The organism is Aeromonas veronii (assembly GCA_041319085.1).
Classification (GTDB): Bacteria; Pseudomonadota; Gammaproteobacteria; order Enterobacterales; family Aeromonadaceae; genus Aeromonas; species Aeromonas veronii_F.
Map to the genome: position 1 here is coordinate 3,456,127 of CP101033.1, position 25,778 is coordinate 3,481,904.

The window sequence follows — 25,778 nt, forward strand, 5'->3', positions numbered from 1 at the left end:
AAACAATTGGATTTTTATCAATTCAAGAAGGGCGACCAAGCTGGTGCACGAATTTCACCGCTACTGGTCGGAAGCACCGCCTTGAAGCGACCATCAGTCGACACCAACGCGAGACTCTTACGACCCTGATAGATGGTGGCATAAATGATCATGCTGCCATTGGGAGCCACACTTGGCGACTCATCCAGAGCACTCTGAGTAAGGACCAGCAGGGCATTGTTTTCCATGTCCTGACGGGCGATACGATACTGTCCCTGAACACGGGTCACCATCACCATGATCTTGCCATCAGGCGTGATGGATGCACCCTGGTTGGATTCACCTTCCCAAGTCATCCGGCGAGTCATACCAGTCGCCAAATTTACGCTATAAATCTGGGGTTTGCCACCACGTTCAGAGGTGAACAACAAATTTTGCCCATCCGGCATCCAGGAGGGTTCGGTGTCGATCACCCGGCTGGTTGTCACCCTTGTCAGCTGCTTGCTCGCGACATCAACCACATAGAGGTTCGGTGAACCATCTTTGGATAGAACGATAGCCAGACGACGACCATCCGGAGACCACTCCGGCGCCCCGTTGATACCACGGTAACTGGTGATCAGGCTGCGCTGCTGGGTGTAGATGTCCTGCACGTAGATTTCGGATTTCTGATTCTCGAAGCTCACATAGGCCAGCTTGCTGCCATCCGGCGACCAAGAGGGTGACATCAGCGGCTCGCGGGAGCGCAGCAGGGTCTTCTCGTTGTAACCATCGTAGTCGGCGATCCGCAGCTGATAGGGGAACTGGGTACCCTGCTGTACGGAGACGTAAGCCAGGCGGGTCAGGAAGGCACCACGTTCACCAGTCAGACGCTCATAGACGATATCGGAGATACGGTGGGCAAACTGGCGCATCTGGGCACCCGGAATGGTCGCCATGCGGCTATCCAGAATGTAACCGTTGCTCTCGCCGCCTTGCGCCTTGGCCAGTTGGCCTTTAAGCACATCGACCAGCTCGAAGTTGATCTTGTAGGTGCCGTCACCAACGGCTGCGATGGAACCGACCACCACGGCCTCAACCCCTTGGGAGGCCCAGGGCGCGAAGTTGATCTCGCTGCTGCTGCTCGGGGTCTGCGGCATCTGGCCACGGGCCAGCGGCTTGAACTTGCCGCTGCGCATCAGGTCGTTGGAGACCACTTCCGCGATGTCCTGCGGCAACTGCCCGTTGCCTTCCCACTTGAAGGGAGCGATGGCGATGGGGCGTGCGCTATCAATACCGCCGGTGATGACGATGTCTAGGGCCGCCTGGGCACTCTGGCCCAACAACAAACAGCCAACCAAAGCAAAAAATACTTTTCTGATCATGGCTTAAATACTCGGTTCCAATAAAAATGAGCGGTTAAATTCCTTTCTCTACGAGACGCTGCCAACCACTTGTAAACAACATCGTTTCATCGCGGTTTTATCGCACTTAGATACTCGGTTCTAACTTCAGGTTAAATTCCTTCAACATCTCGAATGCCGCAGGATCCTTCGGTACCGGCAGTTGATTGGCCTTCAATACGGCCGCCTTGCCTGAACGACATACCGCCGGGTCACCCTGGCCGTTATCTACCGATACGACAAAGCCACTGCTCGCAAGACGCACGCCGATAGTACATGTTTTGCCCCGCATGGTGGGATCCAAAATCATATATCGCTCAACAGTCGCCTTGATGAGTGCCGCGTATTTGTCGACTTCGCCCTGCGCTGCTGCCGATGCTGCCTGACTGCGGGCATTGGCTTCAGCCGACAGTTGCTGCTGCATCATATCTTCCATCTCTTTTTGCAGCTTGGCTTGCTCGGCTGCTTTACGCTTGCGCTCAGCCGCGATCTTGGCCTGCTTGTCGGCCTCTGCCTTGGCTTTCTTCTCGGCGTCAGCTTTTGCCTTTTTCTCAGCCTCTTCCTTGGCCTGCTTTTCAGCCTCGGCTTTGGCTTTTTTCTCAGCGTCTGCCTTGGCTTTCTTCTCGGCTTCGGCTTTGGCCTTCTTGTCCGCCTCCGCTTTCTTGGCCTTGGCTTCTGCCGCCTTGGCCTTCTCTTCGGCCTCTTTCTTCTCTTGTTCCTGTTTCTTCTTCAGCGCCAGCGCCTTGCTCTCGGCTTCCGCCGCTTTACGCTCGGCTTCGGCTTTCTTGGTCTTCTGCTCTTCCAGCTTGCGGGCTTCCTCGGCTTTTTGGGCCTTCTCCTCCGCCTGCTTCTGCTCGGCAACTTTCTTCTGCTTCTCGGCCTCGGCCTTGCGGGTGGCCTCTTCGGCCTGCTTGCGCTTGGTCTCGGCGATGCGAAGCTGCTCCTGTTTCTGAGCCAGCTCGCGCTTGGCGATGTCCGTGTCTTCCTTATCCTTCTCTTTCTCTACCTTCTGCGGCTTGGGCTGAGATTTCTGCTGCTGGATCTGCTTGGCCTGCTCGTTGAGGAAGTTCTCGTCGAGCATGACGGCATTGACGATCTGCCCCTTCGATTCGGGTCGTTTCGGTTTGCTGAAATCGAGCCCGACAAACAGGATGATGCCGATGATCAGGTGCAGCAGAAACGACGCGATGAGATAACCGGAAATACCACGCTTCACATCCATCTCCGTTAGTTCACCGGATCTGTCATCAGGCCAACCTGAGGCACACCCGCTTTCTTGAGGGCCACCATCAACAGGATCACCTCTTCGTAGCGCACGGCCTTATCACCCGCAACCACCACGGGAGCATTCTGGTTGATCGCCAGATAGCCCATGGCTTTTTCGGTGATGTATTGCTGCATCGCCTCTGGCGTGCCGCTCGGCACCGGCTCGTCATCGGCTTCGCCAGCCTTGATGACATACTCGCCTTCGGTATTGACGCTGACGATGAAGGGCGGCTTGGTATCTTCCGGCAACTGCTCGGATTCAGCCTGAGGCAGATCCACCTTGACCCCTTGCGTGATCACCGGCGTGACCGCCATAAAGATGATAAGCAGCACCAGCATGACGTCGATATAGGGAACCACGTTGATCTCGGCCACCTTCTTGCGCCGGATCCGCTGATAGGTTTGCATTACTGATCACCCTGCTGCTGCTGTGCAATTTGACGGTTCAGAATGGTGGTGAACTCATCCATGAAGTTGGCGTAGGCGTTCTCCAGCTTCTCTACCTTATTGGTAAAGCGGTTATAGAAAATAACCGCCGGGATAGCGGCAAACAGGCCCATTGCAGTCGCGATCAGCGCTTCCGCGATACCCGGTGCCACCATCTGCAGGGTGGCCTGCTGAACCTGACCCAGGGCGATAAAGGCGTTCATGATCCCCCAGACGGTACCAAACAGACCAATATAGGGGCTGATGGAGCCGATGGTCGCCAGCACCGGCAGATTGGATTCAAGCTCATCGACTGCACGGGAGAGGGAGACACGCATGGCACGATAAGTACCATCCATCACCGCATCCTGACCACGGGCACCGGCCTTGAGCAAGCGGGCATACTCCTTGAAGCCGGAGTAGAAGATATCCTCCATGCCTTCGATATCATCGCGGCGGGAAGAGGACTCCTGATAGAGGCGATTGAGGTCGACCCCTGACCAGAATCTGTCTTCAAACTGTTCCGATGCGAGATTGGCCGCCTTGATCGCCTTGGAGCGCTGGATAATCAGCGCCCAGGAGACAATAGACATGCTCATCAGGGTCATCATGACCAGTTTTACCAACAGGCTAGCTTGCCAAAACAGGCCAATAAACGAAATTTCAGCGTGCACTTAACAGCACTCCCTTGATTTTTTCAGGTATAGCAACAGGTTTCATTTGCGGATGACTGACACAGGCTATCTGTACCATGGCCTGGGTGATCAGTCGTCCATCAGCCGCCAGGATCTGCTGCGAAAAGCGCAGGGATGCGCGTTTCACTTCAATCACTTGCGTTAATACATTCAATAATTCATTAAAACGGGCCGCCGAGCGGAAATCGATCTCTGTTCGACTCACCACGAAGGCATACCCCTCCTGCAGCCAGACGTCCTGTTCGACCCCTTTGGCACGAAGAAACTCGGTGCGAGCACGTTCCATAAACTTGAGATAATTGGCGTTGTAGACGATGCCCCCGGCGTCGGTGTCTTCGTAGTAGACACGCACCGGAAACTCAAAGACTTCCCCCATAACAATCTGTGATCCATTCGACAGTCAGATGGGGGGCTATCATAACGCAGGGCTGAATAGGAAAGAAGCAGGGGGAGACAGGGAAATCCTGCCTCCCCCCGTTTTTTATGACAGGAAATATGAATGTGTCAGCCAGAGGCCATACAACAAACTGGGCCAGGCGAGCCAGGGGTTGAACAGCACACGTCCGGGCAGGCTTTTCAGATGAAAGCCCAGCCCGTTAAGTACGCCACAACAGACGGCCCACATCAGCCAGGGAGCAAGCCAATGGCCATGCTCGCTGGTGTTGGCGGCGATCAGATTGGGGGCCTGTAAAATAGCGACGGCCAACAAGGCCGCCGCGACTAACATCAACCCCTGCCACGGCTGGCGCTCCAGTGGAGCGGCCAGCCTGGCGAGTCGATCACTTGTTTTCATCGATCTGACGATCCATGTTCTCGGTGTGTTCCAGCCACAGCGCATTGATGATGCCAAATGCACAGGCCAACAACAGCCCCAGGATCCAGGTGAAATACCACATTGTCAGCGCACCTCTTAATAGAGAGATTGTTGGTTATCTTCGATGTGCTTGTTGGTTACCCGGCCAAACATCTTGATGTAAGTCCAGAGGGTGTAACCCAGCACAATCGGTACGAAGATCGCTGCTGCCACCGTCATCACCTGCAAGGTGTTGAAGGAGGCGGTAGCATCCCACATGGTCAGGCTCAGTGACGGCTCAAGGCTTGAGGGCATCACGAACGGGAACATGGAGAAACCGGCAGTGAGGATGACCCCGGCAATCGCCAGCGAGGAGCTGGTAAACGCCAGCCAACCGATGTTCATGCGGGCAAACAGCGCAGTCAGCAGGCTCATGGCCAGACCCAGTACCGGGGCAGCCACCATCCACGGATAGAGGGTGTAGTTGTTCATCCAGGCACCAGCCTGCAGGACAACTTCCTTGTTCATCGGATTGGATACTGCGTCAGTCGCGGCAGCCTTGACGATGACATACCCTTCCATACCGCTTACCCACCAACCCGCGGCAGCAAACAGCACCAGGGTTACCAGTGAGCAGATCATGGCGGCAGTGCGGGAACGCGCCAGCACTTCACCGTCGGTCTTCATCATCAACCAGGTTGCGCCCTGGGTGAGCAGCATGAACAGGCTCACCAGACCAGCCAGAATGCCGAACGGGTTAAGCAGGCCAAAGAAGTTGCCGTGATAGGTCAACATCATGAACTGGTTAAACTCGAACGGAACACCTTGCAGCAGGTTGCCAAAGGCCACACCAAACACGATGGGTGGTACGGCACTACCGGCGAACAAGGCCCAATCCCAGTTACTGCGCCATTTGGCATCAGCACGCAGCGAGCGGTACTTGAAGCCGACCGGACGCAGGAACAGTGCCATCAGCGTCAGGATCATGGCGATGTAGAAGCCGGAGAAGGTCGCGGCATACACCATCGGCCAGGCGGCGAACAAGGCACCACCGGCAGTGACCAGCCAAACCTGGTTTCCTTCCCAGTGCGGCCCCATGGTGTTGAGCATCACGCGGCGCTCGACATCTTTCTTGCCGACGAACGGGAGCAGTGCGCCTACCCCCATATCGAAGCCGTCAGTGATGGCAAAACCGATCAGCAGTACGCCGACCAGAGCCCACCAGATGACACGCAGAGTTTCGTAATCAAACATGGTCGCTCTCCTTATGCCTTGATCTGTTCAAAGTGATACTTGCCAGTCTTCAGGCTGCTGGGGCCAAGACGGGCATACTTGAACATCAGGTACATCTCGATAACCAGCAGTACGGTATAGAACAGGCAGATACCGATCAGAGAGAACCAGATCTCGGCTGCAGGCAAGTTGGATGCAGAGAGGGAAGTCGGCAACACCTCTGCAATGGTCCACGGTTGGCGACCATATTCAGCCACAAACCAGCCAGCTTCGATCGCGATCCACGGCAGCGGGATACCCCACAGCAGACCCTTGAGCAGCCACTTGCGCTCACCGATACGGTGACGAGCACTGTCATAGAAGGCCAGACCGATCAGCACCAGCATCAGCATGCCGGTTGCCACCATGATGCGGAAGGCGAAGAACAGCGGCAGTACCTGCGGGATGGAGTCATCCACCGCGGCCTTGATCTGATCGTCAGTCGCGTCGGTCACGTTGCTGGTGTAACGCTTGAGCAGCAGACCGTAGCCCAGATCCTGCTTCACTTCGTCGAAGCGAGCGCGGGTCTCGTCAGACTTGTCACCGGATTGCAGCTTGGTCAGCAAATCGTAAGCGGTCATACCGTTGCGGACGCGCAGTTCGTGTTCGCTCTTCAGATCCTTCAGACCAGTGACCTGACCGTCCAGAGAACGGGTCGCGATAATGCCCAGGGCATAGGGGATCTTGATGGCGTAGTCGGTGCGCATCTCTTCCTGATTCGGAATACCGAACAGGGTAAAGGCGGCCGGAGCGGGCTCAGTTTCCCACTCGGCTTCGATAGCGGCCAGTTTTACCTTCTGCACTTCACCGGTCTCGTAACCGGATTCGTCACCGAGGATCAGCACGGACACGATGGAAGCCATACCGAACGCAGCGGCAATGGCGAAGGAGCGACGGGCAAACGCCACATCACGATTCTTCAACAGGTAGTAGGAGGAGATACCCAGCACAAACATGGCGCCACAGGTATAGCCAGCCGCCACCGTGTGGACGAACTTGACCTGAGCAACCGGGTTGAGCACCACGTCAGCGAAGCTCATCATCTCCATCCGCATGGATTCGAAGTTGAACTCGGCACCGACCGGGTTCTGCATCCAGCCGTTGGCGACCAGGATCCAGAGGGCGGAGAGGTTGGTACCCAGCGCCATCAACCAGGTGGCGACCAGATGCTGATGCTTGCTCAGACGATCCCAACCAAAGAAGAACATACCGACGAAGGTGGACTCTAGGAAGAAGGCCATCAGCCCTTCGATAGCCAGCGGGGCGCCGAAGATATCACCAACATAATGGGAGTAGTACGCCCAGTTCGTCCCGAACTGGAACTCCATGGCCAGGCCTGTGGTGACCCCCAGGGCAAAGTTGATACCAAACAACTTACCCCAGAATTTGGTCATGTCCCGGTAGATGGTGTTGTTGGTCATCACATAGACGGATTCCATGATCGCCAGGAGAAAGGCCATTCCCAGCGTCAAGGGTACAAACAAAAAGTGATAAAGGGCCGTCGCAGCGAACTGGAACCGCGATAGGTCTACCACATGCTCAGCAATCATGATGTTTCCTCACCGATTATTGGCACGGCTATTTTAAGTTTTAAGCACAAAGCTTCCGTTGGAGGTTATCGAATGAGCCTTATTGTGACGTGTCACAACAAAACGCGTTCAGTAACCACTGACATTAACAACAAGGCAATACAAGAACACAAATAAAGCTAATGTTTAACAATTACAAAACAATCAGCCTAAATTTATTCTCGCCCATGATGACCGGGTTTTTATATCACCTTTATTTGATTGAAATCAATGTAAAAGGGCCCGCCATACATGGCTTTGAAAGGCATCTTTCATTTATTTCACGATTATTGACGCGAGCCAGATCACAAAACACGATAAAGCGTAAAATATTGATTTAAATCAATTTAAAAATTTAACATCCCGCCACTCGGTTTAATTTGAAAAGCGTGGATGACGCGCCTTTTTCCATGTTATCCGGATCAGGCAATCTGATTCGAAAGCTCAATTAAAACGGCAAAGAGTGAATGCTCATACGAACCGTATCTTATCAACAAAGACATTAGATAAACTAATTTCAAGAGTGCAATTTTCCTTGTTTGCCGGGGTCGATTCGAACTCCTACAATGCGCCTCGCAGTGAGGGCATACCCTTGGATACAGACCGGTCAATCCGGGTTCACGGTACGTATTCGACGATCAATTTGAACCTGTCTATTGGAATCGAAGATGAAAAAGTTTGTTGCTAAAACCATCCGTTACTACAAGCTTTCCTGTGTTCAGCTCTATCAAATGAACCGACTCTGAGAGCTCGCGACGGCTCAACTGTTTATTTTCCGGTCTGTGTCCAGACGCACTCACTGTCTGTGAACATCCATCCTGAATTGTCTTTGCCCACCGCATCCGCCGTGGGCTTTTTTTGCCCGGATAATAAAAAACCGCCTTTAACGGCGGTTTCATATTCAAACGACTGTTTTTACTTCTCATCTGGTCGCTGAAGACCGAAATGAGCGTACGCTCGTGTGGTCGCAATCCGTCCTCTGGGTGTACGCTGCAGATACCCCTGCTGGATCAGATAAGGCTCCAGCACATCTTCGATAGTATCTTTCTCTTCCCCGATCGCGGCGGCTAAATTATCGAGACCCACCGGGCCCCCCATAAACTTGTCTATCACAGCCAACAATAACTTGCGGTCCATGAAGTCAAAACCTTCGTTATCGACATCCAGCATGTCCATGGCGCGCGCCGCGATGGGGCCATCGATGCGGCCATCGGATTTCACCTGGGCAAAGTCGCGCACCCGCCTTAACAAACGGTTAGCAATCCGCGGCGTGCCGCGAGAGCGACGGGCGACCTCAATGGCACCATCTTCCGTCATCTCGAGCCCCAGACAACGGGCACTGCGGGAGACGATATCGGTCAGGTCCTTGACGTTGTAGAACTCCAGCCGCTGGACGATGCCGAAACGATCCCGCAGCGGACTGGTGAGTGAACCGGCCCGGGTGGTGGCGCCGATCAGAGTGAAGGGTGGCAGATCCAACTTGATGGAACGAGCCGCTGGCCCCTCCCCGATCATGATGTCGAGCTGGTAATCCTCCATCGCCGGATAGAGCACCTCCTCCACCACCGGACTGAGGCGGTGGATCTCGTCGATGAACAGTACATCGTTCGGTTCGAGGTTGGTGAGCAGCGCCGCCAGATCCCCCGCTTTCTCCAGCACCGGGCCGGAGGTGGTCTTGATATTGACCCCCATCTCGTTGGCAACGATGTTGGCGAGGGTGGTCTTGCCCAAGCCCGGCGGGCCGAAGATCAGCAGGTGATCGAGCGCTTCCCCCCGCTGGCGGGCCGCTTCGATAAAGATCTCCATCTGTTCGCAGACGGTATCCTGACCGGTGTAATCAGCCAGCTTCTTGGGGCGGATAGCCCGGTCAATAATGTCATCCTCACGGGCGGCGCTGGCCGAGATGAGGCGGTCTGCTTCAATCATCAACTACCTCACACCAGGCTACGCAGGGATTCACGGATGATCTCTTCCACCGACATTCCATCGACGGCGATCTTGCTGACAATCTGGCTCGCCTGCTGCGGCTTGTAACCGAGGGCCACCAGCGCACTGGCCGCCTCTTCGGTCACATCCGGTGCCCGCAATTCGGGCTCACTGGCAGGCAAGGTGACCATGGCCGGGGAGAAGAGATCGTGACTGACCCACCCCTTGAGGCGGTCTTTCATCTCCACCACCAGCCGCTCGGCGGTCTTCTTACCGACACCCGGCAGCTTGACCAGGGAGCTTATCTCTTCGCGTTCGACACTCAGCACGAACTGGGTAGCGGTCATGCCGGAGAGAATGGCCAGCGCCAGCTTGGGGCCGACCCCGTTGGTCTTGATCAGCTCGCGGAACAGCGCCCGCTCCTGTTTGTGGTTGAAGCCATAGAGCAGCTGGGCATCTTCGCGCACCACGAAGTGAGTATGGATGGTCGCCTCCTTGCCGATCTCCGGCAAATCATAGAAGCAGCTCATCGGCATCTGCACCTCATAGCCAACCCCGCCCACTTCCAGCAGGACCTCGGGGGGCTGCTTTTCAATGACAATGCCTCGCAAGCGACCAATCACGGCTCTCTCCTCACCAATACAACTATTCGTAAATTGGCTCATAGCATAAAGAATAACTGGATAAGTATCCAGCATAGGGCGGCGACACCCGCATGGTCAGAGAGGCTTTTTATCCCATTCTCCACCATCCTTGATCGGGGGCAGCCAGTGCTAGGGCTGTTTCAGCGCCACACTGGCCCTTGAGCAGAGGATAAACCACGACACTAAACCCGTTCGGAACCGAAACGGGATCCTGTGTCGATACCAAGGAAGGCCATCATATGAAGATTGTTACCACCGCCAATCTGGGCCTCACCATATTGCTCGACTGCACGCTGGGCATAGGCGTCGTGGGCTGGTAGGCAGCCAGCGGCTAGCCAATCTGCTCTCCTATGTGCTGGGGCAGCCTGGCTGACCGCCGAAAGCAGCTAATACGTTGCGTCTTCCTGCGCGGGCATGCAGCGAGTGATGCAGCAGGTGGCCGTGGCCACCGGACAGCTGTCACACACCCTGATCCACTCCCCTGACAAGGTCTCCGGTATCAGTCTCGCCGGAGTGCCTGCAGCTCGCCTCCTCGCTCCATCAGGCCAGCCTGCTGCAACAGCGCCTGCTCTCCCAGTGTCGGGTCTGACTCCCCCGCAATAGCAAAGATGCCACTCATGCGAGTGGCATCTTTTGTTACCGGGCGCTCATTGCTGCCACCTTAACTTCCTCAACTTCCTCTGGCCAGCTGAACAGCCAGCGTCAGCATGATAATGCCGACCAGCAGATCGATCCCCTGTTGCACTCGACTGCGGGCCAACCAGGGCGCCAGCGCCGCGGCCCCCAGCGCCAGCGAATAGAACCACACCAGCGAGGCCAGCATGGCCCCCGCGGCAAAGGCCGGACGCAGGGACTCGCTCACCTGACTGCCCAGTGAGCCGAGCAGCATCAGGGTATCGAGATAGACGTGAGGGTTGAGCAGCGTGACCCCCAGCGTAATCGCCAGCACGCTCTTGGCCCCCATCTGCTGGGCAGAACCGGCAAACCCCTCCCCCCTACCGCGCCAGGCGCTGAGCAGAGAGCGCCCACCGAACCAGCCGAGAAACAGCACGCCGCCCCAGGTCAGCAACGCCATGCCGAGAGGGCTGGCGGCCAGCACATTGGCCCCGCCAAATACCCCCATCGCAATCAGGACAAGATCGCAGAAGCTGCAGAGCGTGGCGCTCAGCAGATGGTGATTGCGATGGATGCCCCGGCTCAGCACAAAGGCATTCTGGGCACCGATGGGGATGATCATGGCCAGGCCAATGGTGAAGCCTTGCAGTGTCGTTGCGAGCATCATAGAGAGTACCGTCGAAGTAATGAATGAGCGGCACTATAGCGAGGGGTGAACATCCAGAGAAATTCATTGATTTACTGATTTATTCATTTTGCTAATGATGACCGACACCGCAATCCGCTATTCAATCCCCTGATTGTAACCCTCGGAGTGCGGCAGGAATATCGGTTATGCCTGTCAGGCTCCGGCCTACTGCAGCACGCTGGGGAAGTTGGTGACCACAACCTGATCCAGATTGGGCAGTAACAGCCCGGTGCTGACCCCTTTGGCAATGGCCTGATAGCGGTTCATAGAGCCGGTTTTGCGGGTGACCTGATTGAGGTGGTAATTGACCGTGCGCTCGGTGATCCCGAGGATGCCGGCGATCTCGCTGGAGGTCTTCCCTTCGCTGGCCCAGAACAGGCACTCGGTCTCACGCGCGGTCAGGGGCTCTTTACCCACACTGTCCATCATGCTGAAACGCACCACCCGGATAGCCGCGTCGAAGATGTAATTGGACATCCAGGAGAGGATCGGCGAGGACTCCAGCAGCAGATCGCTCGAGGCCCGCTCGGAGGTGATAAAGGAGAGGATGCCGTTCTCCCCGGCTGCGCCGTGCAGGGGGAAGGAGATGCCGTTGCGCAATCCGAACTCGGCTGCCAGCCCCATCACATCCATGCTCCCCTCTTGCAGAAAGCTGGCCCGCTCATCGAGGTGATTCCAGTAGATGGGCAGCGTCTGCTTGCGCGCCAGCTGGATCACCGGATCGCATGCCAGCATGTTGTTCTCGGTATAGGCCTGCACCCAAGAGTCGGGGCACTGATTAAACAGCACCACCTTGGGCCTTTGCATCGACATCGGCAGGATCAGGGCGAAGCGGTAGTAGTCGTAGCCCATCCCGAGTGTAAAACGACCAATCAGTTCGGCCAGACGATTGCCATCCGTCACCGAAGTGAAATGTTCGAGGTACTCAAGCAGTTGGTCTTTATTCATATGAAACCCCCTTGACCAGACACGTGATTATAACGGCGAAGAGCAAGATATAAGATCCAAAATGTTGGTTTTCAAAGGAAAATTGAGAAAGCGCTGACGAAATGAGGTGGAGAATGAACGCTATTGCTTTCGAAATCGCCTCTTTTCCGACCGACTGGGATGTGGAGTCACATCGTGGCCTGGAGCGCGACAACTTTGACAGGTCAGCCCCCCATAAGGCTCTCGCGCAGGCGGTCTCCCAACCTCTGCTGGGCCATTATCAAACCCGTCATTATCCACTGCAGCAACCGTCACTGGCGCTGGCAGTCCCCCATAAAAATCCACTCATAAAAAATCCCGGGAAAACAGACCCGGGATAAAGATGTCGCTACGATCTGCGCAGGGCTACCCCATGCAGCACCAGAGAGTATCCTCCCTCAGTGGCCTGACCACTACTGTCAAAAATCACAGCACTGCCCCCTTTTCAGCCACCATTGTTGTCCCGGCCCGGCTGACGTAGAGTCAGCCCTGATACAACGGGAGGGACGCAATGAAAGAGCTGGATTACAAACTGCTGCGGGCACTGGATGCGGTGCTGCAGGAGCAGAACTTCGATCGGGCAGCCAGGTCACTGCATATCACCCAGTCAGCCATCTCTCAGCGGATCAAGCAGTTGGAACAGCAATTTGCCGAGCCGCTGCTCATTCGCAGCCAGCCGCTGCAGGCCACGCCACTCGGCCAGAAACTACTGGCCCACTATCGTCAGGTGCACCAGCTCGAGCTCGAACTGGCGGGGGAGCTGACCCCCGACGAGCCGCAGGGGCCAATCCGGATCAGCATCGCCGTCAACGCCGACAGCCTGGCCACCTGGTTTCTGCCCGCCATCGCCCCCTTGTTGAAACAGCACCCCATCGAACTCAACCTGCTGGTCGATAACGAGAGCCGCACCCTCGACAAGGTGCGCGAGGGTCAGGCCTTTGGCGCCGTCGGCCTGCAGCCCCAGCCGCTGGCAGGTTGCTGTGTCGACGAGCTCGGTGAGATGAACTACCTGCTCACCGCCAGCCCCGCCTTCGTGGCACGCCACTTTCCCCACGGTCTGACCCGGGAGGCGCTGGCCAAGACACCGGCGGTGGCGTTCGATCAGCGCGATGATATGCATATCAGCTTCATGCGCCGTCACTTCGGGCTGGAGCCGGGCGGTTATCCCTGTCATACCGTTCACTCATCGGAGGCCTTCGTCGCCATGGCCGAGCAGGGGCTGGCCTACTGTCTGATCCCCGAATTGCAGATTAGATCGCAGCTGCAAGCCGGCACACTGGTCAACCTCAGCCCCGACCACATCTTGATGGAACGACTCTACTGGCACCGCTGGGTACTGGAAAAAGGGGTGCACAAACAGCTCTCCCTGCGACTCATTGACCACGCCAGATCCCAGTTGAAACCACGCTGAGCAGGCCATTCACCTTGGCTTTGCAGGGGTAAAAACGTATAGTGCTGGGCGATCCTTCATCAGGTCTCCACCCAGGTTTTCCACTTCAGGTTCCTCACTTATGTTCCAAGACAATCCGCTGCTGGCCCAGCTCAAGCAACAAATCCGCGAAAACATCCCGAAGAAAGAGGGTGTGATCCGCGCCTCGGACCGGGGCTTCGGCTTTCTGGAAGTCGATGAGAAGACCAGCTATTTCGTGCCGCCTCCCTACATGAAGAAGGTGATGCACGGTGACCGGGTGACCGCCCTGATCCGCACCGAAAAAGAGAAGGAAGTGGCCGAGCCGGATACCCTGCTGGAGCAGTCCGTTACCCGCTTCGTGGCCCGGGTCAAGATGTTCCGTGACCGCCTCAACGTGGTCGCCGATCACCCGCTGATCAAGGATGCCATCAAGGCCCGCGTCAAGAAGGGTCTGGATGAGAAAGAGTTCAAGGAAGGGGACTGGGTGGTAGCCACCCTCAAGCGCCATGCGCTGGTTGACGGCAACTTCTCTGCCGAGATCATCCAGAAGATCGCGGCACAGGAAGATCACAATGTGCCCTGGTGGGTGGTGCTGGCACGCCACAATCTGGCCCAGATCGAGCCGGCTGACTTGCCGGAGTGGAAGGTCATCGAGGAAGAGGAGCTGCCCCGCACCGATCTGACCGATATCCCCTTCTTCACCATCGACGGTGCCAAGACCAAGGACATGGATGATGCCCTGGCTATCCGCAAGCTGGACAACGGCTGGGAGCTGCTGGTCGCCATCGCCGACCCGACCGCCTATGTGGCCGAAGGCAGCGAGCTGGACAAAGAGGCCGCCCAGCGCGCCTTTACCGTCTACATGCCGGGCCGCAACGTGCCGATGATCCCGCGTACCCTCTCTGACGAGCTCTGCTCCCTGAAAGAGGGCGAGGAGCGCAACACCCTGTGCGCCCGTCTGCACATCGCCGAAGATGGCCTGCTGCTGGAGGAGACCGAGTTCTTCGCCGCCCGCATCTGCTCCCACGCCCGCCTCAGCTATGACGATGTCTCTGACTGGGCCGAACACGGCAAAGCGCTGGCCATCGACGCTGGCGTGCTGGCCCAGCTGCCGCTGATGAAGGCGATGACCGAGGCGCGCATCGCGTGGCGCACCGAGCACGCACTGGTGTTCCCGGATCGTCCCGACTACGACTTCGAGCTGGGCGAGAATGGCGAAGTGCTGGCCATCCACGTCGAGCCACGCCGCATCGCCAACCGCATGGTGGAAGAGTCGATGATCGCCGCCAACATCTGCGCCGGTCGCGTACTAGGCAAGAGCGTCGGTTACGGCATCTTCAACGTTCACACCGGCTTTGACGAAGAGTCCCTCGACGGCGCCATCGACCTGCTGAAAAGCGCCGAGGCCCCGTTCGAGAAGGAAGAGATCGCCAGCCTCTCCGGCTTCTGTGCCCTGCGCCGCTGGATCGACAACCTCGACACCCGCTGGCTGGATGGCAAGATCCGCCGCTTCCAGAGCTATGCGCTGATGTCTTCCGAACCGGGCGCCCACTACGGCCTGGGTCTGGATGCCTACGCCACCTGGACCTCCCCTATTCGCAAATACGGCGATATGGTCAACCATCGCCTGCTGAAAGCCGTTATCGCCGGCAAGACCCCGGGTGAGCGCCCGAGTCAGGAGCTCACCGAGCATCTGACCGAATGCCGTCGTCTGCACCGAAGAGTGGAGCGTGACATCGGCGACTGGCTCTATGTCCGTTACCTGAAAGACGCAGCAGGCACCGATCAGCTGTTCAACGCCGAGATCATCGACGTGATGCGTGCCGGTCTCAAGCTGCGTCTGCAGGAGAACGGCGCAGTAGTCTTCATGCCTGCCCGCCATATCCTCGACAACAAGGATCGGCTGGAGTGCAACTGGGACAACGGCCGCGTCTATCTGGACAAGACCGAAGTGGTCTATGAGCTGGGCCAGATCATCGAGGTCAAGCTGAGCGAAGCGGTGGAAGAGACCCGCTCCCTCATCGCCAAGCCGGCGGTCGCGCTGGTGCCTGGCCCGGCACCGGAAGCGCCGGTGGCCGAGAGTGCGCCAGCCGATAGCAGTGAAACGCCTGCAGAGGCCGCCCCCAAGGCAGAATAAGCAGCGCAGAGTCATCTGAGCCGCCAGGGAGCCCGCCATCGCGCGGGCTCTCTTTTTTGCCCAACATTTTGCCCAACATCCCGCCCTACAATGAACAAGGGACCACGGGGGATCGAGCCGCACCAGCCACCGCCGAAACCCGGCGAAAATGTGGAGCCCACCCAGCCGCAGCTGCGCGTTGGTTTCTCCCTCAAACGCCATATGAAACTGGAAGAGATCACCTATCTGGAGACCTGCCGCCGCATCGACCGGCGCACTCAGCACTTGCTGACGGTATTGATGATCGACGTCGACGAGTTCAAGGCCTACAACGACCACGTCGGCCACACCAAGAGGGATCTCTGCCTGCACAGGTGGCCATGTGCTGCGGGATGCGGAGCGGTGCAGTACCAATCCGGTGACCCGATTAAAACTGCCTCACCCCGCCTAGGGGGTTGCTGATTTCATTGCGATTAGCATAGGATTTAGCTATCTGGTTCCCTCCCGGGACGGAGCATGGCAGACCCTGACCGAACAGGCTGACCAGGCGCTCTACCACGCCAAGTCACAAGGGAGGGCCCGCACTCTGGCCTATCGGTGATCCCATGCTGTTGCGTCGCTATCCCATCTTTAATCGTCGTCTGGCGCTGGTGGCCTACGGCATCGACTATCAACTCAGCTCACCGGCCGAATGGCCCTCACTGGCGCAACATTGCCGCCTGCTGGCGCAGGGGCGTCAATATCTGGTGCCGTTCACCCACGAGCAGCTCGATGAACAGCGCCCGCTGCTGTTTGATCAAGATGTGATCCCGCTGGTTGAAGCGTCGAGCGAACGGCTGCCCAGCTCGTTTCCGGTGCTGGAACAGTGGCGTGACAGTCGGCGCAGACTGGCGGTGCACGGTGCCAACCGGGATCCACGCTGGTTCGGCGCCAGCCGACTGCTGGTGTTCTGGATGGGTGAAGAGGGGATCTGCCAGCCCACCGAGCACAAGCGGATGGCGCTGGATATCGAAACCTGGGCGGATTTTCTCCCGCTGCGAGAGGCGGGTGTCGACTTCTTTGCCGGCGGTTTTCTCGCCCGCCCGGAGCTGGTCAATCAGCGGACCAACCAGCCCGACATGGCGCTGGTACAGCAGATCCTCCAGCTTATCTGCCACGAGGAGTTCTCCTTCGCCCAGGTAGCCCGCCTGCTGGAGCAGGATGCCTCGCTGCCCGGCCTGCTGCTCACCTACGTCAACGCCCCCGGCTTCGATCATGCCAGCCCCATCACCTCGGTGCCCCGCGCTCTCTCCTATCTGGGGGAGCAGGAGATCCGCAAGTTTGTGCTAATCAACGGTCTGGCCCGGGTGAGCCAGCATATGCCGGAGGCCTGCACCCGCATGGCCATCGCCCGCGCACGCTTCTGCGAGCTGATGGCCCTCACCGCGCTGGGCAAAGCGGAGGCAAGCTGGGCCTTTCTGGTTGGGCTGGTCCTCGATGGCTCCATGCTCTCTGCCCCCCTGATGGCCCACCTGCCCAAGAGCGTGCAGCGCGCTATCGAACTGCACGAAGGGCCGCTGTTTCACCTGTTCCAGCTGGTCAACACCTACGAACAGGGCAACTGGGCCCTGCTGGAGCAGCTTGCCCCCACTATCAGCTCGACCCGAGCAGACTCACCCCCGTCTATTTTCAGGCGCAAATGTGGGGGCAAGCGTTTCTCACCAGCTAGGTGATGGCGAGCCGGGGAGCCACTGGCTAGAATGGGCTCCCTTTTTTCAGAGACTGACCCGCACCATGACCCTTTCCGGATTCCAAGGCCTGGTCTTTGACCTTGATGGCACCCTGGTCGACTCCATGCCGCTGCACCTCGCGGCCTGGGAGCACACCGCCCACGAGTTTGGCTTTCGCTTCGATGCCGACTGGTTCTATGAACTGGGTGGCATGCCGAGCCGCAAGATTGCCCTGCTGGTCGCACAGGAGCAGCAGATCCCCCTCGACCCGCTCGAGGTGACCCGCTGCAAGACCGCCCACTATGTGGCTAACCTGCACAAGGCGACCGTATTTCCCGCCATGCAGGCGCTGGTCGATCGCTATCACGGCGTCATCCCGATGGGGATCGGCACTGGCTCGCCCCGCGTCAACGCCGAGGCAGTGCTGCGCAATACCGGGCTGGATCGCTACTTCTCCGTGGTGGTCACCGCCGATGATGTGGAGCTGCACAAGCCCAATCCGGATACCTTCCTGCTGGTCGCCAGCAAGCTGGGGGTCGAGCCGTCAGGCTGTCTGGTGTTTGAAGATACCGGTATCGGGGTACAGGCCGGAAAAGCGGCAGGTATGCAGACCTGTATGGTCAAAGAGGGGAAACCGGTCGGCATAGCGGAGTAATGCAGAAAAAATATCGCCCTGCAAGGGGCGATAACCGGAACCGGCTCTCATACGGGACATGAATGACAATGAAAGCAAGTTCCGTCAGCCGCTGACGCAGGGCGCGTCAACGGAGATTACGGGGCAGACGATTACTCGTTGTTGCCGCCGCCCTGATTGTCGTCATAACGACCCGGCGCACCGTGGGGGCGTGGCGCCATGGAGACACGCGGCTTGCGAGCGCGCTGGATGTTCACCTGCGGACGGCCGGTGTGCATGGCGATGGTGGAGATTTTGGCCTTGTAGACCAGTTGCTGGTTACCATGGGCATCAGTCAGCAGCACGCTGTACTGGTCGAACCCGCTGATGGTGCCTTCCAGCTTGATGCCGCTCACCAGAAAAATAGCGACCTGACTGCGGTTCTTGCGCAACCAGTTGAGGGCAGAATCTTGCCCGTTCCCGAGGGAGAAGGCTTGCTCGATGGTGGAGTAGCTTGGGGATTCAGTTGTCATAAATTATTGTCCCGCGGAAAAAAAGTGGCGTTTGATTGTGCTAAATGGGCACTGGCTTGTCAAAGTCATTCTCACCCCCGCCAGCAATAGCGGCCTCCGGGGGCTGGTCGCTGACCAGCACAACTGCGATAATCGCCAGCTCTGGCTCTACCACGGGCCTTATCTGGGGTTTTATCTTGCATCCGGCTTCACACCAACACCACACCACCTATGTCCATGATGCCACTGCCTGCGAAGAGTGTGATCTGCTGATCCCGGCCACACCACTCGAGGTAGGGCAGGCCAGCTGCTGTCCCCGTTGCGGACACACCTTGAGTCGCCACCTGCCACAGCAGGAGTTGCGCCCGATCGCCTATGGTTTCGCGGCGCTCATTATGTTCGTGCTCGCCAATGCCTTCACCTTTATGTCCTTCTCGGCCAAAGGGGTGGGTCAGGAGATGACCTTTCTGCAGAGCATCACCACCCTGGTGGATGAGGGCTATCTGTTTCTCGGCGCGGTGCTGAGCCTGACCCTGATCGGTCTGCCGCTGGTCTACATGGGCTCCATCATGCTGGTGCTGTGGCGAGTCGATAAAGATCTGCACAGCAATGCCCTGCGCTCCCTAGGGCGCCTGCTCTGCCGGATCAAGCCCTGGCTGATGGTGGATGTCTTTCTGGTGGGGGTACTCATCTCGCTGGTCAAACTGATGGGGATGGCCGACATCAAGATGGGGTTGTCGTTCTGGGCTTTCGTCGGTTACACGGTGCTGCTCATCAAGATGATCTCCTCGCTGGATCAGATGTGGCTGTGGCAGCGGCTGTTCGGCCCCACCGCACCGCGCGAGATCGATCCGGATGCGGGCGCACTGGAATCCGGTCTGGTGGGCTGCCACATCTGTGGCGCCCTGAGCGAGGTGGGCAGCCACAGCTGCTCCCGCTGCGGCGGTCACCTGCATGCCCGCAAACCGGGCGGCCTGAACCGCACCTGGGCGCTGCTGTTTACTTCCGCCATTCTCTATGTGCCCGCCAACCTCTATCCCATCATGGATACGGTGTTTCTCGGCGATGACAGCCCCTCCACCATCCTCGGCGGCGTGGTGCTGCTCTGGGCCATGGGCTCCTACCCCATAGCTGCGGTGATCTTTTTCGCCAGCGTGGTGGTGCCGCTGGTGAAAATACTGGCGCTATTCTGGCTTTGCTATATGGTGCAGCGCGGCAATGTCACCTCCCCCCTCGGCAAGCTCAAACTCTATCGCATGACTGAATTTGTCGGACGCTGGTCGATGATCGACGTCTTCGTGGTGGCCATTCTGGCGGGCCTGATCCGGCTCGATAATCTGATGACCATCTACCCTGGCCCTGCGGCCGTCGCATTTGCAGGTGTGGTGCTGATCACCATGGTCGCCGCCATGAGTTTCGACTCCCGCCTGATCTGGGATTTACAACAAGGAGAACGCGAACGTGAGTGAGCGTAAAAAAAGGTGGAAACCGGGCTCTGACTTTCTGAGCTCTGCCGCCGCAATCTGGATGGTGCCCCTGCTGGCGCTGTGCATCGGCATCTGGATGCTGTTCCAGCACTGGTACTCCCAAGGCCCGAGCTTCACCCTGACGGTCGCCACTGCCGAAGGCATCGTCGCCGGCAAGACGGTGATCCGCTCCCGCGAGGTGGACGTCGGCCGCATCGAGGCCGTTGAGCTGAGTGATGACTATAGCCATGCCGTGCTGAAAGGACGGCTGACCAATGCCGCCTCCGGCATGCTGCGCGGTGACAGCCAGTTCTGGGTGGTCAAACCCCGGGTCGGCCGGGAAGGGGTATCGGGCCTGAACACTCTGCTCTCCGGCGCCTATATCGAGCTCGCCCCCGGCAAGAAAGGGAAAGCAAGGGACCAGTATGCCATGCTCGACAAACCGCCGCTCGCCTCGCTGGATGCCAAGGGGCTGCGCCTCACCCTCCACAGTCGCGACACCCGCGCGCTGGGGGAAGGCTCCCCCATCAACTATCATGGCTTCACCATCGGTCAGGTAGAAGAGGCGAAGTTCCTGCCGGAAAAGAGCGAGATGCAGTATCAAATCTTCATCAACGCCCCCTACGACATTCTGGTGAGCAGCAACTCCCGCTTCTGGATGACGCCAGGCTTCGAGGTCTCCATGAGCAGCGAAGGGATGAAAATGAAGATGGACTCCCTGGAGAGCCTGCTCGATGGCGGCATCACCATGGGGCTACCACCCGGCTGGGCGCCTGGCGACCCGGTCAAACAGATGGAAGGATTCACCCTGTTCCAGGATGAGGCGAGCGTGCTGGCCGGTAGTCTGGATCAGTTCATCGACTACGTTTTCCTGTTCGAAGATAACGTGGGTGGCCTGCACCCGGGCGCCGCCGTCGAATACCGCGGGATCCGGGTCGGAACTGTCATCTCTGCCCCCTATCTCATCGACGAGAAAGGGGGACAGATGTTCCAGAACCGCCAGATCCCGGTGTTGGCCCGCATCGAAGTGCAGCGCCTCTCCCACCGCTACGCCAATGCAGAGAAAGAGCAGTGGCGTACCCTGTTTGGCAAACAGTTCAAGGAGGGGCTGCGCGCCAGCCTCAAGACCTCGAGCCTGCTGACCGGTGGCAAGATCATCGATCTCAACTTCTACCCCACGGCTCCCCGCTTTGATCAGGTCAAGCTGGCTGGTTATCAGGTCTTCCCCACCGTACAGGGCGGGCTGGATCAGATCGAGCGCAAGGTGAACCTCATCCTCGACAAGTTTGTCGACATGGACATGGCGACCACCCTGACCAAGGTCAATGGGTCACTCACTACCCTGGATGGCACCTTGAAGAACATCAGTGCAGTCAGCGCCAACCTGAACAAGCTCACCGCCAAGGATGCCACCCAGCAGCTGCCGACCTCTCTCAACGAGAGCCTCAAGCAGTTGCAGGAGACCTTGCAGACCTATGATGCCCAGTCGCAGACCAATCAGGACCTGCGTCAGTCGGTGCAGACCCTCAATCAGTTGATGCGCGAACTGCAACCGCTGGTGCACTCCCTCAACGAGCAGCCCAGCTCGCTGATCTTCGATCGCGCGCATCCATCGGACCCTGAGCCCAAGCGAGGCAAACAATGAAAAAAGAGATCCTGACGCTGGCCTTGCTGGGCCTACTGGCGGGTTGCAGCAGCCAGCCAAGCCTGCACTACTACTCGCTCGATGCCGACAACCAGCAACCCGTGACGGCCCTGGCCCAACCGCAGCACCAGCTGGTGCTGAGCCCGGTGGCGCTGGCCAGCCAGCTCGACCGGATCAGTCTGGTCTATCAACTGGAAGGGCAAGAGCTGCACTTCACCGAGTATCATCGCTGGGCCGGTGCGCTGGACGACCAGCTCAACCAGCTCACCCTCAATGGCCTATCCACCCGCCTGCCGGGCTGGGTGGTACGACAAGATGGCGCCCGCAAGGGGCCGGTGCTGACCATTCTGGTGGAGCGCTTTCAGGGCCGCCATGACGGCAGCGCCGTGCTGAGCGGTCGCTGGCGTCTGCTGGCGGAAGATGGCACCGTGTTGCGCGATGCCCCCTTCCGTCAGGAGCGGGTCCTGCCGGCCGATGGCTACAACGCGCTGGTGAACGAACTGGGTCAGGGCTGGCAACAGCTGCTCGACCAGATCGCCGCCGAGGTGCGCAAGCAGGGCTGATCTCGCTATTGTCCGTGCATCAGATAGAAAAAAACGACGCCAGCTGGCGTCGTTTTTTATATGGGCGAAAGTCAGGCGCGGCTTATGCCTTGGCGGGCAGGCTCAAGCGGGCTACCGCTTCCACATGCATGGAGTGCGGGAACATATCGACCGGTTGCACTTCGTCCAGCACGAAGCCCTGCTTGACCAGCCAGGCAAGGTCGCGGGCCAGGGTCTGCGGGTTGCAGGAGACATAGACCAGACGACGCGGCGCCATGGCGACCAGGGTCTGCAGCACCGCCTTGTCACAACCCTTGCGCGGCGGATCCATCACCACCACATCGGCGGTCACGCCCTGCGCGTGCAGTTCGGGCATCAGCTGCTCGGCCTTGCCGACGTGGAATTCGGTGTGCTCGATGCCGTTGAGGGCGGCGTTGCGACGGGCATCGCTGATGGCGCTCTCCACCGACTCGATCCCGACGACCTTGGCGGCCTTGCCTGCCAGGAACAGGGAGATGGTGCCGATACCGCAATAGATGTCGAACACCGTTTCGTTGTCGGTCAGCTCGGCATACTCGAGGGCGCTGGAGTAGAGCACATCGGTCTGGGTCGGGTTGTTCTGGAAGAAGGAGAGCGGCGAGATCTCGAACTCGAGCTCGTGGATCTTGTCGCGGATCACCCCTTCGCCCAGCAGCACCCGGTTGGTGGCCCCCAGGATACGGTTGGTGCGTTCCTCGTTGATGTTCTGCACCAGGGTGGTAACCGGCAGATCGCTTAAGCTCGCCAGCAGCTCGGCTTCAAACGGCAGCTCCTCGCCCAGGGTCACCAGCACCACCATCAGCTCACCGCTCTTGAAGCCCTTGCGGGTCATCAGGTTGCGCACGCAGCCGCTGTGGTTTACTTCGTCATAGGCGGCGATGTCGTGCTCGCGCATCCAGTTGCGCACCCGGGCGTTCAGCTCGATGTGCAACGGATCCTGCACCGCGCAGTCATCGGCGGTGATGAGATCGTGGGAGTGCTTGCGATAAAAACCGATCTCGGCACCGGCATCGCAGCCACGCACCGCATATTGCGCCTTGTTGCGATAGGCGAACGGGCTCTCCATGCCAAGGATATCCTTGACCGGAGTATCACCCAGCCCGACCTGCTCCAGGGCACTCTGCACCAGTGCCTGCTTGAGCTTGAGCTGGGCCGGATAGGCCAGCGGGCGCACCTGACAGCCACCGCACTCGGTGTTGGGGCAGAAATCGGCAACCCGATCTGCAGAAGGTTGGAGCAGCTCGGTGACCTTGCCGTGCAGATAGTTCGGCTTGACCTCGGTCAGCTCCACCAGCGCCTGCTCACCGGGCAGCAGACCTTCGACAAACAGGGGGCGATCGAACAGGCGTCCTTTGCCATCTCCTTTGTCGGTCAGTTCCAGGATCTCGATCTGGTGTTGATGTCCCACTAACGGCATGAGCGGCTCCAAAAGTACTAAAAAATGGGGGTGATGGACCCGGCAAAGCCATGCCCATCGAGAAAAGGTGGCAGAGTTTAGCGGAGATCCGGCCAAATTGCAGGCATAAAAAGCCTGCTGGTTGCAATGGTCATTGCCTCTGGCCATCTGCCGGGCGTGGCCACCTTTCGGGCGGCGGCAAATTTAGCCCTTGGGCCGCAACGTCCAGCCTGTTAAAATTCCGCCCTTGAAATTATCCTGGGCCCCGCGCCCGTTCTAGCTAAGGTCTACCGCGATGCGTACCAGCCAATATCTGCTTTCCACTCTCAAGGAAACCCCCTCCGACGCTGAAGTTGTCAGCCACCAGCTGATGCTGCGCGCCGGGATGATCCGTAAACTGGCCTCCGGCATGTATGCCTGGTTGCCAACCGGTCTGCGGGTACTGAAGAAAATCGAGAACATTGTTCGCGAAGAGATGAACAATGCTGGTGCCGTCGAAGTCTCCATGCCGGTGGTTCAGCCTGCCGAGCTGTGGCAGGAGTCCGGCCGCTGGGACGACTACGGTCCCGAGCTGTGCCGTCTGACCGACCGCCACAACCGTCCCTTCGTGCTGGGCCCGACCCACGAAGAGGTGATCACTGCGCTGGTGCGTTACGAAGTGAACAGCTACAAGCAGCTGCCGCTCAACCTCTACCAGATCCAGACCAAGTTCCGCGACGAAGTCCGCCCCCGTTTCGGTGTGATGCGTGGCCGCGAATTCCTGATGAAGGATGCCTACTCCTTCCACATCGACAAAGAGTCTCTGGTCGATACCTACGAGAAGATGCACGCCGCCTACTGCAAGGCGTTCACCCGCATGGGTCTGAACTTCCGTCCGGTGCAGGCCGATACCGGCTCCATCGGGGGTACCGGTTCCCACGAATTCCAGGTGCTGGCCGAGAGCGGTGAAGACTTGATCGCCTTCTCCGACACATCAGATTACGCCGCCAACATCGAGATGGCCGAAGCGCTGGCGCCGGCTGGTGAGCGCGCTGCCGCCACCGCAGCCCTGACCAAGGTTGCCACCCCGAATGTCCACACCATCGACGAAGTGGCCGCTTTCCTGAACGTGGCACCGACCGCCATCGCCAAGACCCTGCTGGTACTGGCAGAGGAAGATGAGCACGGCAAACAGACCGTCATCGCACTGGTACTGCGTGGCGACCACGAGCTGAACGAAATCAAGGCCGAGAAGCTGGCTGGCGTAGCCAACCCGCTGACCTTCGCCAACGACGAGCAGATCAAAGCGGCCGCCGGTTGCGACGCAGGCTCCATCGGCCCGGTCGGCTTTGCCGGTCGCATCATCGTCGATCGCAGCGCCGCCCAGCTGAGCGATTTTGTTTGCGGCGCCAACGAGACCGGCTTCCACCTGACCGGTGCCAACTGGGATCGCGACATCGCTACCTATGAAGTTGCCGACCTGCGCAACGTAGTAGAAGGCGACCCGAGCCCGTGCGGCCAGGGCAAGCTGCTGCTCAAGCGCGGTATCGAAGTGGGCCACATCTTCCAGCTGGGAACCAAGTACTCCGAAGCGATGAAGGCGAGCGTACTGAACGAGGGCGGCAAGTCCGTCACCATGGAGATGGGTTGCTACGGTATCGGGGTTTCCCGTCTGGTAGCGGCGGCCATCGAGCAGAACAACGACCAGTACGGCATCATCTGGCCGGACGCCATCGCTCCGTTCGAAGTGGCCATCGTGCCGATGAACATGCACAAATCCGAGCGCGTGGCCGAGCAGGCACAGCAGTTCTACGCCGAGCTGAAAGCGGCCGGTGTGGACGTACTGTTCGACGACCGTAAAGAGCGCCCGGGCGTAATGTTCGCCGACATGGAGCTGCTGGGCATCCCGCACGCCATCGTCATCGGCGATCGCGGTCTGGACAACGGCGTGGTCGAGTACAAGTGCCGCCGCTCCGGCGAGAAGCAGGAAGTGGCCATTGGCGACATCATCGCCATGCTCAAGGCCAAGCTGGGCCGTTAATTCCGCCCCTTGCCTGAATAGAAAAGCGCGCCGTTTGGCGCGCTTTTTGTTTCTGTGTGCGGACGACGGCAACCGGATGGCGGGCTATG

Annotated in this window: 22 protein-coding genes and 3 pseudogenes; 10 read left to right on the plus strand and 15 right to left on the minus strand. The window is 58.6% G+C overall.

Features of this window, described 5'->3' with window-relative positions:
* Positions 1-17: 17 nt before the first annotated feature.
* From tolB to NMD14_16485, 13 genes are all read right to left on the minus strand, one after another.
* Positions 18-1,343 carry a Tol-Pal system beta propeller repeat protein TolB gene (gene tolB / locus NMD14_16425; protein ID XEI32301.1) on the minus strand — a complete coding sequence of 442 codons (1,326 nt, stop codon included), beginning with the start codon at positions 1,341-1,343 and terminating at the stop codon, positions 18-20.
* 106 nt (positions 1,344-1,449) lie between these two features.
* Entirely contained in the window at positions 1,450-2,583 is a 1,134-nt protein-coding gene (gene tolA, locus NMD14_16430; GenBank protein ID XEI32302.1) for a cell envelope integrity protein TolA, read from the minus strand.
* Positions 2,584-2,588: 5 nt separating this feature from the next.
* Positions 2,589-3,035, minus strand: a complete 447-nt coding sequence (tolR, locus tag NMD14_16435; GenBank protein XEI32303.1) for a protein TolR — start codon at positions 3,033-3,035, stop codon at positions 2,589-2,591.
* Complete coding sequence (tolQ, locus tag NMD14_16440) at positions 3,035-3,727, minus strand: protein TolQ (GenBank protein XEI32304.1); 693 nt, start codon at positions 3,725-3,727, stop codon at positions 3,035-3,037. Before tolQ ends, tolR begins: the two co-directional genes overlap by 1 nt.
* Positions 3,717-4,124, minus strand: coding sequence for a tol-pal system-associated acyl-CoA thioesterase (gene ybgC, locus NMD14_16445; GenBank protein ID XEI32305.1), 408 nt, complete (start codon positions 4,122-4,124; stop codon positions 3,717-3,719). Before ybgC ends, tolQ begins: the two co-directional genes overlap by 11 nt.
* A 105-nt stretch (positions 4,125-4,229) precedes the next feature.
* Positions 4,230-4,541, minus strand: a complete 312-nt coding sequence (locus NMD14_16450; protein XEI32306.1) for a cyd operon YbgE family protein — start codon at positions 4,539-4,541, stop codon at positions 4,230-4,232.
* Positions 4,528-4,644, minus strand: a complete 117-nt coding sequence (gene cydX, locus NMD14_16455) for a cytochrome bd-I oxidase subunit CydX (GenBank protein XEI32307.1) — start codon at positions 4,642-4,644, stop codon at positions 4,528-4,530. The genes NMD14_16450 and cydX overlap by 14 nt, the downstream gene beginning before the upstream one ends.
* Positions 4,645-4,658: 14 nt before the next feature.
* Positions 4,659-5,795 (minus strand): cytochrome d ubiquinol oxidase subunit II, encoded by a 1,137-nt coding sequence (gene cydB, locus NMD14_16460; GenBank protein ID XEI32308.1) that lies wholly within the window; start codon positions 5,793-5,795, stop codon positions 4,659-4,661.
* Positions 5,796-5,806: 11 nt separating this feature from the next.
* Positions 5,807-7,363, minus strand: a complete 1,557-nt coding sequence (locus NMD14_16465) for a cytochrome ubiquinol oxidase subunit I (GenBank protein ID XEI32309.1) — start codon at positions 7,361-7,363, stop codon at positions 5,807-5,809.
* Positions 7,364-8,296: 933 nt separating this feature from the next.
* A complete protein-coding gene (ruvB, locus tag NMD14_16470; GenBank protein XEI32310.1) occupies positions 8,297-9,307 on the minus strand; it encodes a Holliday junction branch migration DNA helicase RuvB in 1,011 nt (336 codons plus the stop codon).
* Positions 9,308-9,315: 8 nt separating this feature from the next.
* On the minus strand, positions 9,316-9,930 hold the full coding sequence (gene ruvA, locus NMD14_16475) for a Holliday junction branch migration protein RuvA (GenBank protein ID XEI32311.1): 615 nt from the start codon (positions 9,928-9,930) through the stop codon (positions 9,316-9,318).
* Between the two features lie 691 nt (positions 9,931-10,621).
* Entirely contained in the window at positions 10,622-11,230 is a 609-nt protein-coding gene (gene lysE / locus NMD14_16480; GenBank protein ID XEI34787.1) for an L-lysine exporter, read from the minus strand.
* Between the two features lie 189 nt (positions 11,231-11,419).
* Positions 11,420-12,202 (minus strand): LuxR family transcriptional regulator, encoded by a 783-nt coding sequence (locus NMD14_16485; protein ID XEI32312.1) that lies wholly within the window; start codon positions 12,200-12,202, stop codon positions 11,420-11,422.
* Between the two features lie 106 nt (positions 12,203-12,308).
* On the opposite strand from NMD14_16485, the pseudogene NMD14_16490 reads away from it, so the two are divergent.
* From NMD14_16490 to NMD14_16515, 6 genes and pseudogenes are all read left to right on the plus strand, one after another.
* Positions 12,309-12,402, plus strand: a pseudogene (locus NMD14_16490) (acyl-homoserine-lactone synthase).
* A 329-nt stretch (positions 12,403-12,731) separates the two neighbouring features.
* A complete protein-coding gene (locus tag NMD14_16495) occupies positions 12,732-13,631 on the plus strand; it encodes a LysR family transcriptional regulator ArgP (GenBank protein ID XEI32313.1) in 900 nt (299 codons plus the stop codon).
* Between the two features lie 100 nt (positions 13,632-13,731).
* Positions 13,732-15,768 (plus strand): exoribonuclease II, encoded by a 2,037-nt coding sequence (locus tag NMD14_16500; GenBank protein ID XEI32314.1) that lies wholly within the window; start codon positions 13,732-13,734, stop codon positions 15,766-15,768.
* Positions 15,769-16,017: 249 nt separating this feature from the next.
* Positions 16,018-16,348: pseudogene (locus tag NMD14_16505) on the plus strand (GGDEF domain-containing protein).
* A gap of 4 nt (positions 16,349-16,352) precedes the next feature.
* Positions 16,353-17,455, plus strand: a pseudogene (locus NMD14_16510) (HDOD domain-containing protein).
* Between the two features lie 65 nt (positions 17,456-17,520).
* The gene (locus NMD14_16515; GenBank protein XEI32315.1) at positions 17,521-18,111 is read left to right on the plus strand and encodes a beta-phosphoglucomutase family hydrolase; all 591 of its coding nucleotides are present in this window, start codon (positions 17,521-17,523) and stop codon (positions 18,109-18,111) included.
* Between the two features lie 131 nt (positions 18,112-18,242).
* On the opposite strand, the gene hfq is transcribed toward NMD14_16515, so the two are convergent.
* Positions 18,243-18,602, minus strand: a complete 360-nt coding sequence (gene hfq, locus NMD14_16520; protein XEI32316.1) for an RNA chaperone Hfq — start codon at positions 18,600-18,602, stop codon at positions 18,243-18,245.
* Positions 18,603-18,778: 176 nt separating this feature from the next.
* Here hfq and NMD14_16525 point away from each other — a divergent pair, with 176 nt between their 5' ends.
* Genes NMD14_16525 through NMD14_16535 form a run of 3 tightly spaced genes read left to right on the plus strand, consistent with a single transcriptional unit; the run spans position 18,779 to position 22,255 of the window.
* On the plus strand, positions 18,779-20,050 hold the full coding sequence (locus tag NMD14_16525) for a paraquat-inducible protein A (GenBank protein ID XEI32317.1): 1,272 nt from the start codon (positions 18,779-18,781) through the stop codon (positions 20,048-20,050).
* Positions 20,043-21,692 (plus strand): intermembrane transport protein PqiB, encoded by a 1,650-nt coding sequence (gene pqiB / locus NMD14_16530; GenBank protein ID XEI32318.1) that lies wholly within the window; start codon positions 20,043-20,045, stop codon positions 21,690-21,692. Before NMD14_16525 ends, pqiB begins: the two co-directional genes overlap by 8 nt.
* Complete coding sequence (locus tag NMD14_16535) at positions 21,689-22,255, plus strand: ABC-type transport auxiliary lipoprotein family protein (GenBank protein ID XEI32319.1); 567 nt, start codon at positions 21,689-21,691, stop codon at positions 22,253-22,255. Before pqiB ends, NMD14_16535 begins: the two co-directional genes overlap by 4 nt.
* Before the next feature lie 82 nt (positions 22,256-22,337).
* Here NMD14_16535 and rlmD read toward each other — a convergent pair whose 3' ends face one another.
* Positions 22,338-23,690: a 23S rRNA (uracil(1939)-C(5))-methyltransferase RlmD gene (gene rlmD / locus NMD14_16540; GenBank protein XEI32320.1), complete on the minus strand. Its 1,353-nt coding sequence runs from the start codon at positions 23,688-23,690 to the stop codon at positions 22,338-22,340.
* Positions 23,691-23,964: 274 nt separating this feature from the next.
* Here rlmD and NMD14_16545 point away from each other — a divergent pair, with 274 nt between their 5' ends.
* Positions 23,965-25,689 carry a proline--tRNA ligase gene (locus NMD14_16545; GenBank protein ID XEI32321.1) on the plus strand — a complete coding sequence of 575 codons (1,725 nt, stop codon included), beginning with the start codon at positions 23,965-23,967 and terminating at the stop codon, positions 25,687-25,689.
* Positions 25,690-25,778: the final 89 nt, after the last annotated feature.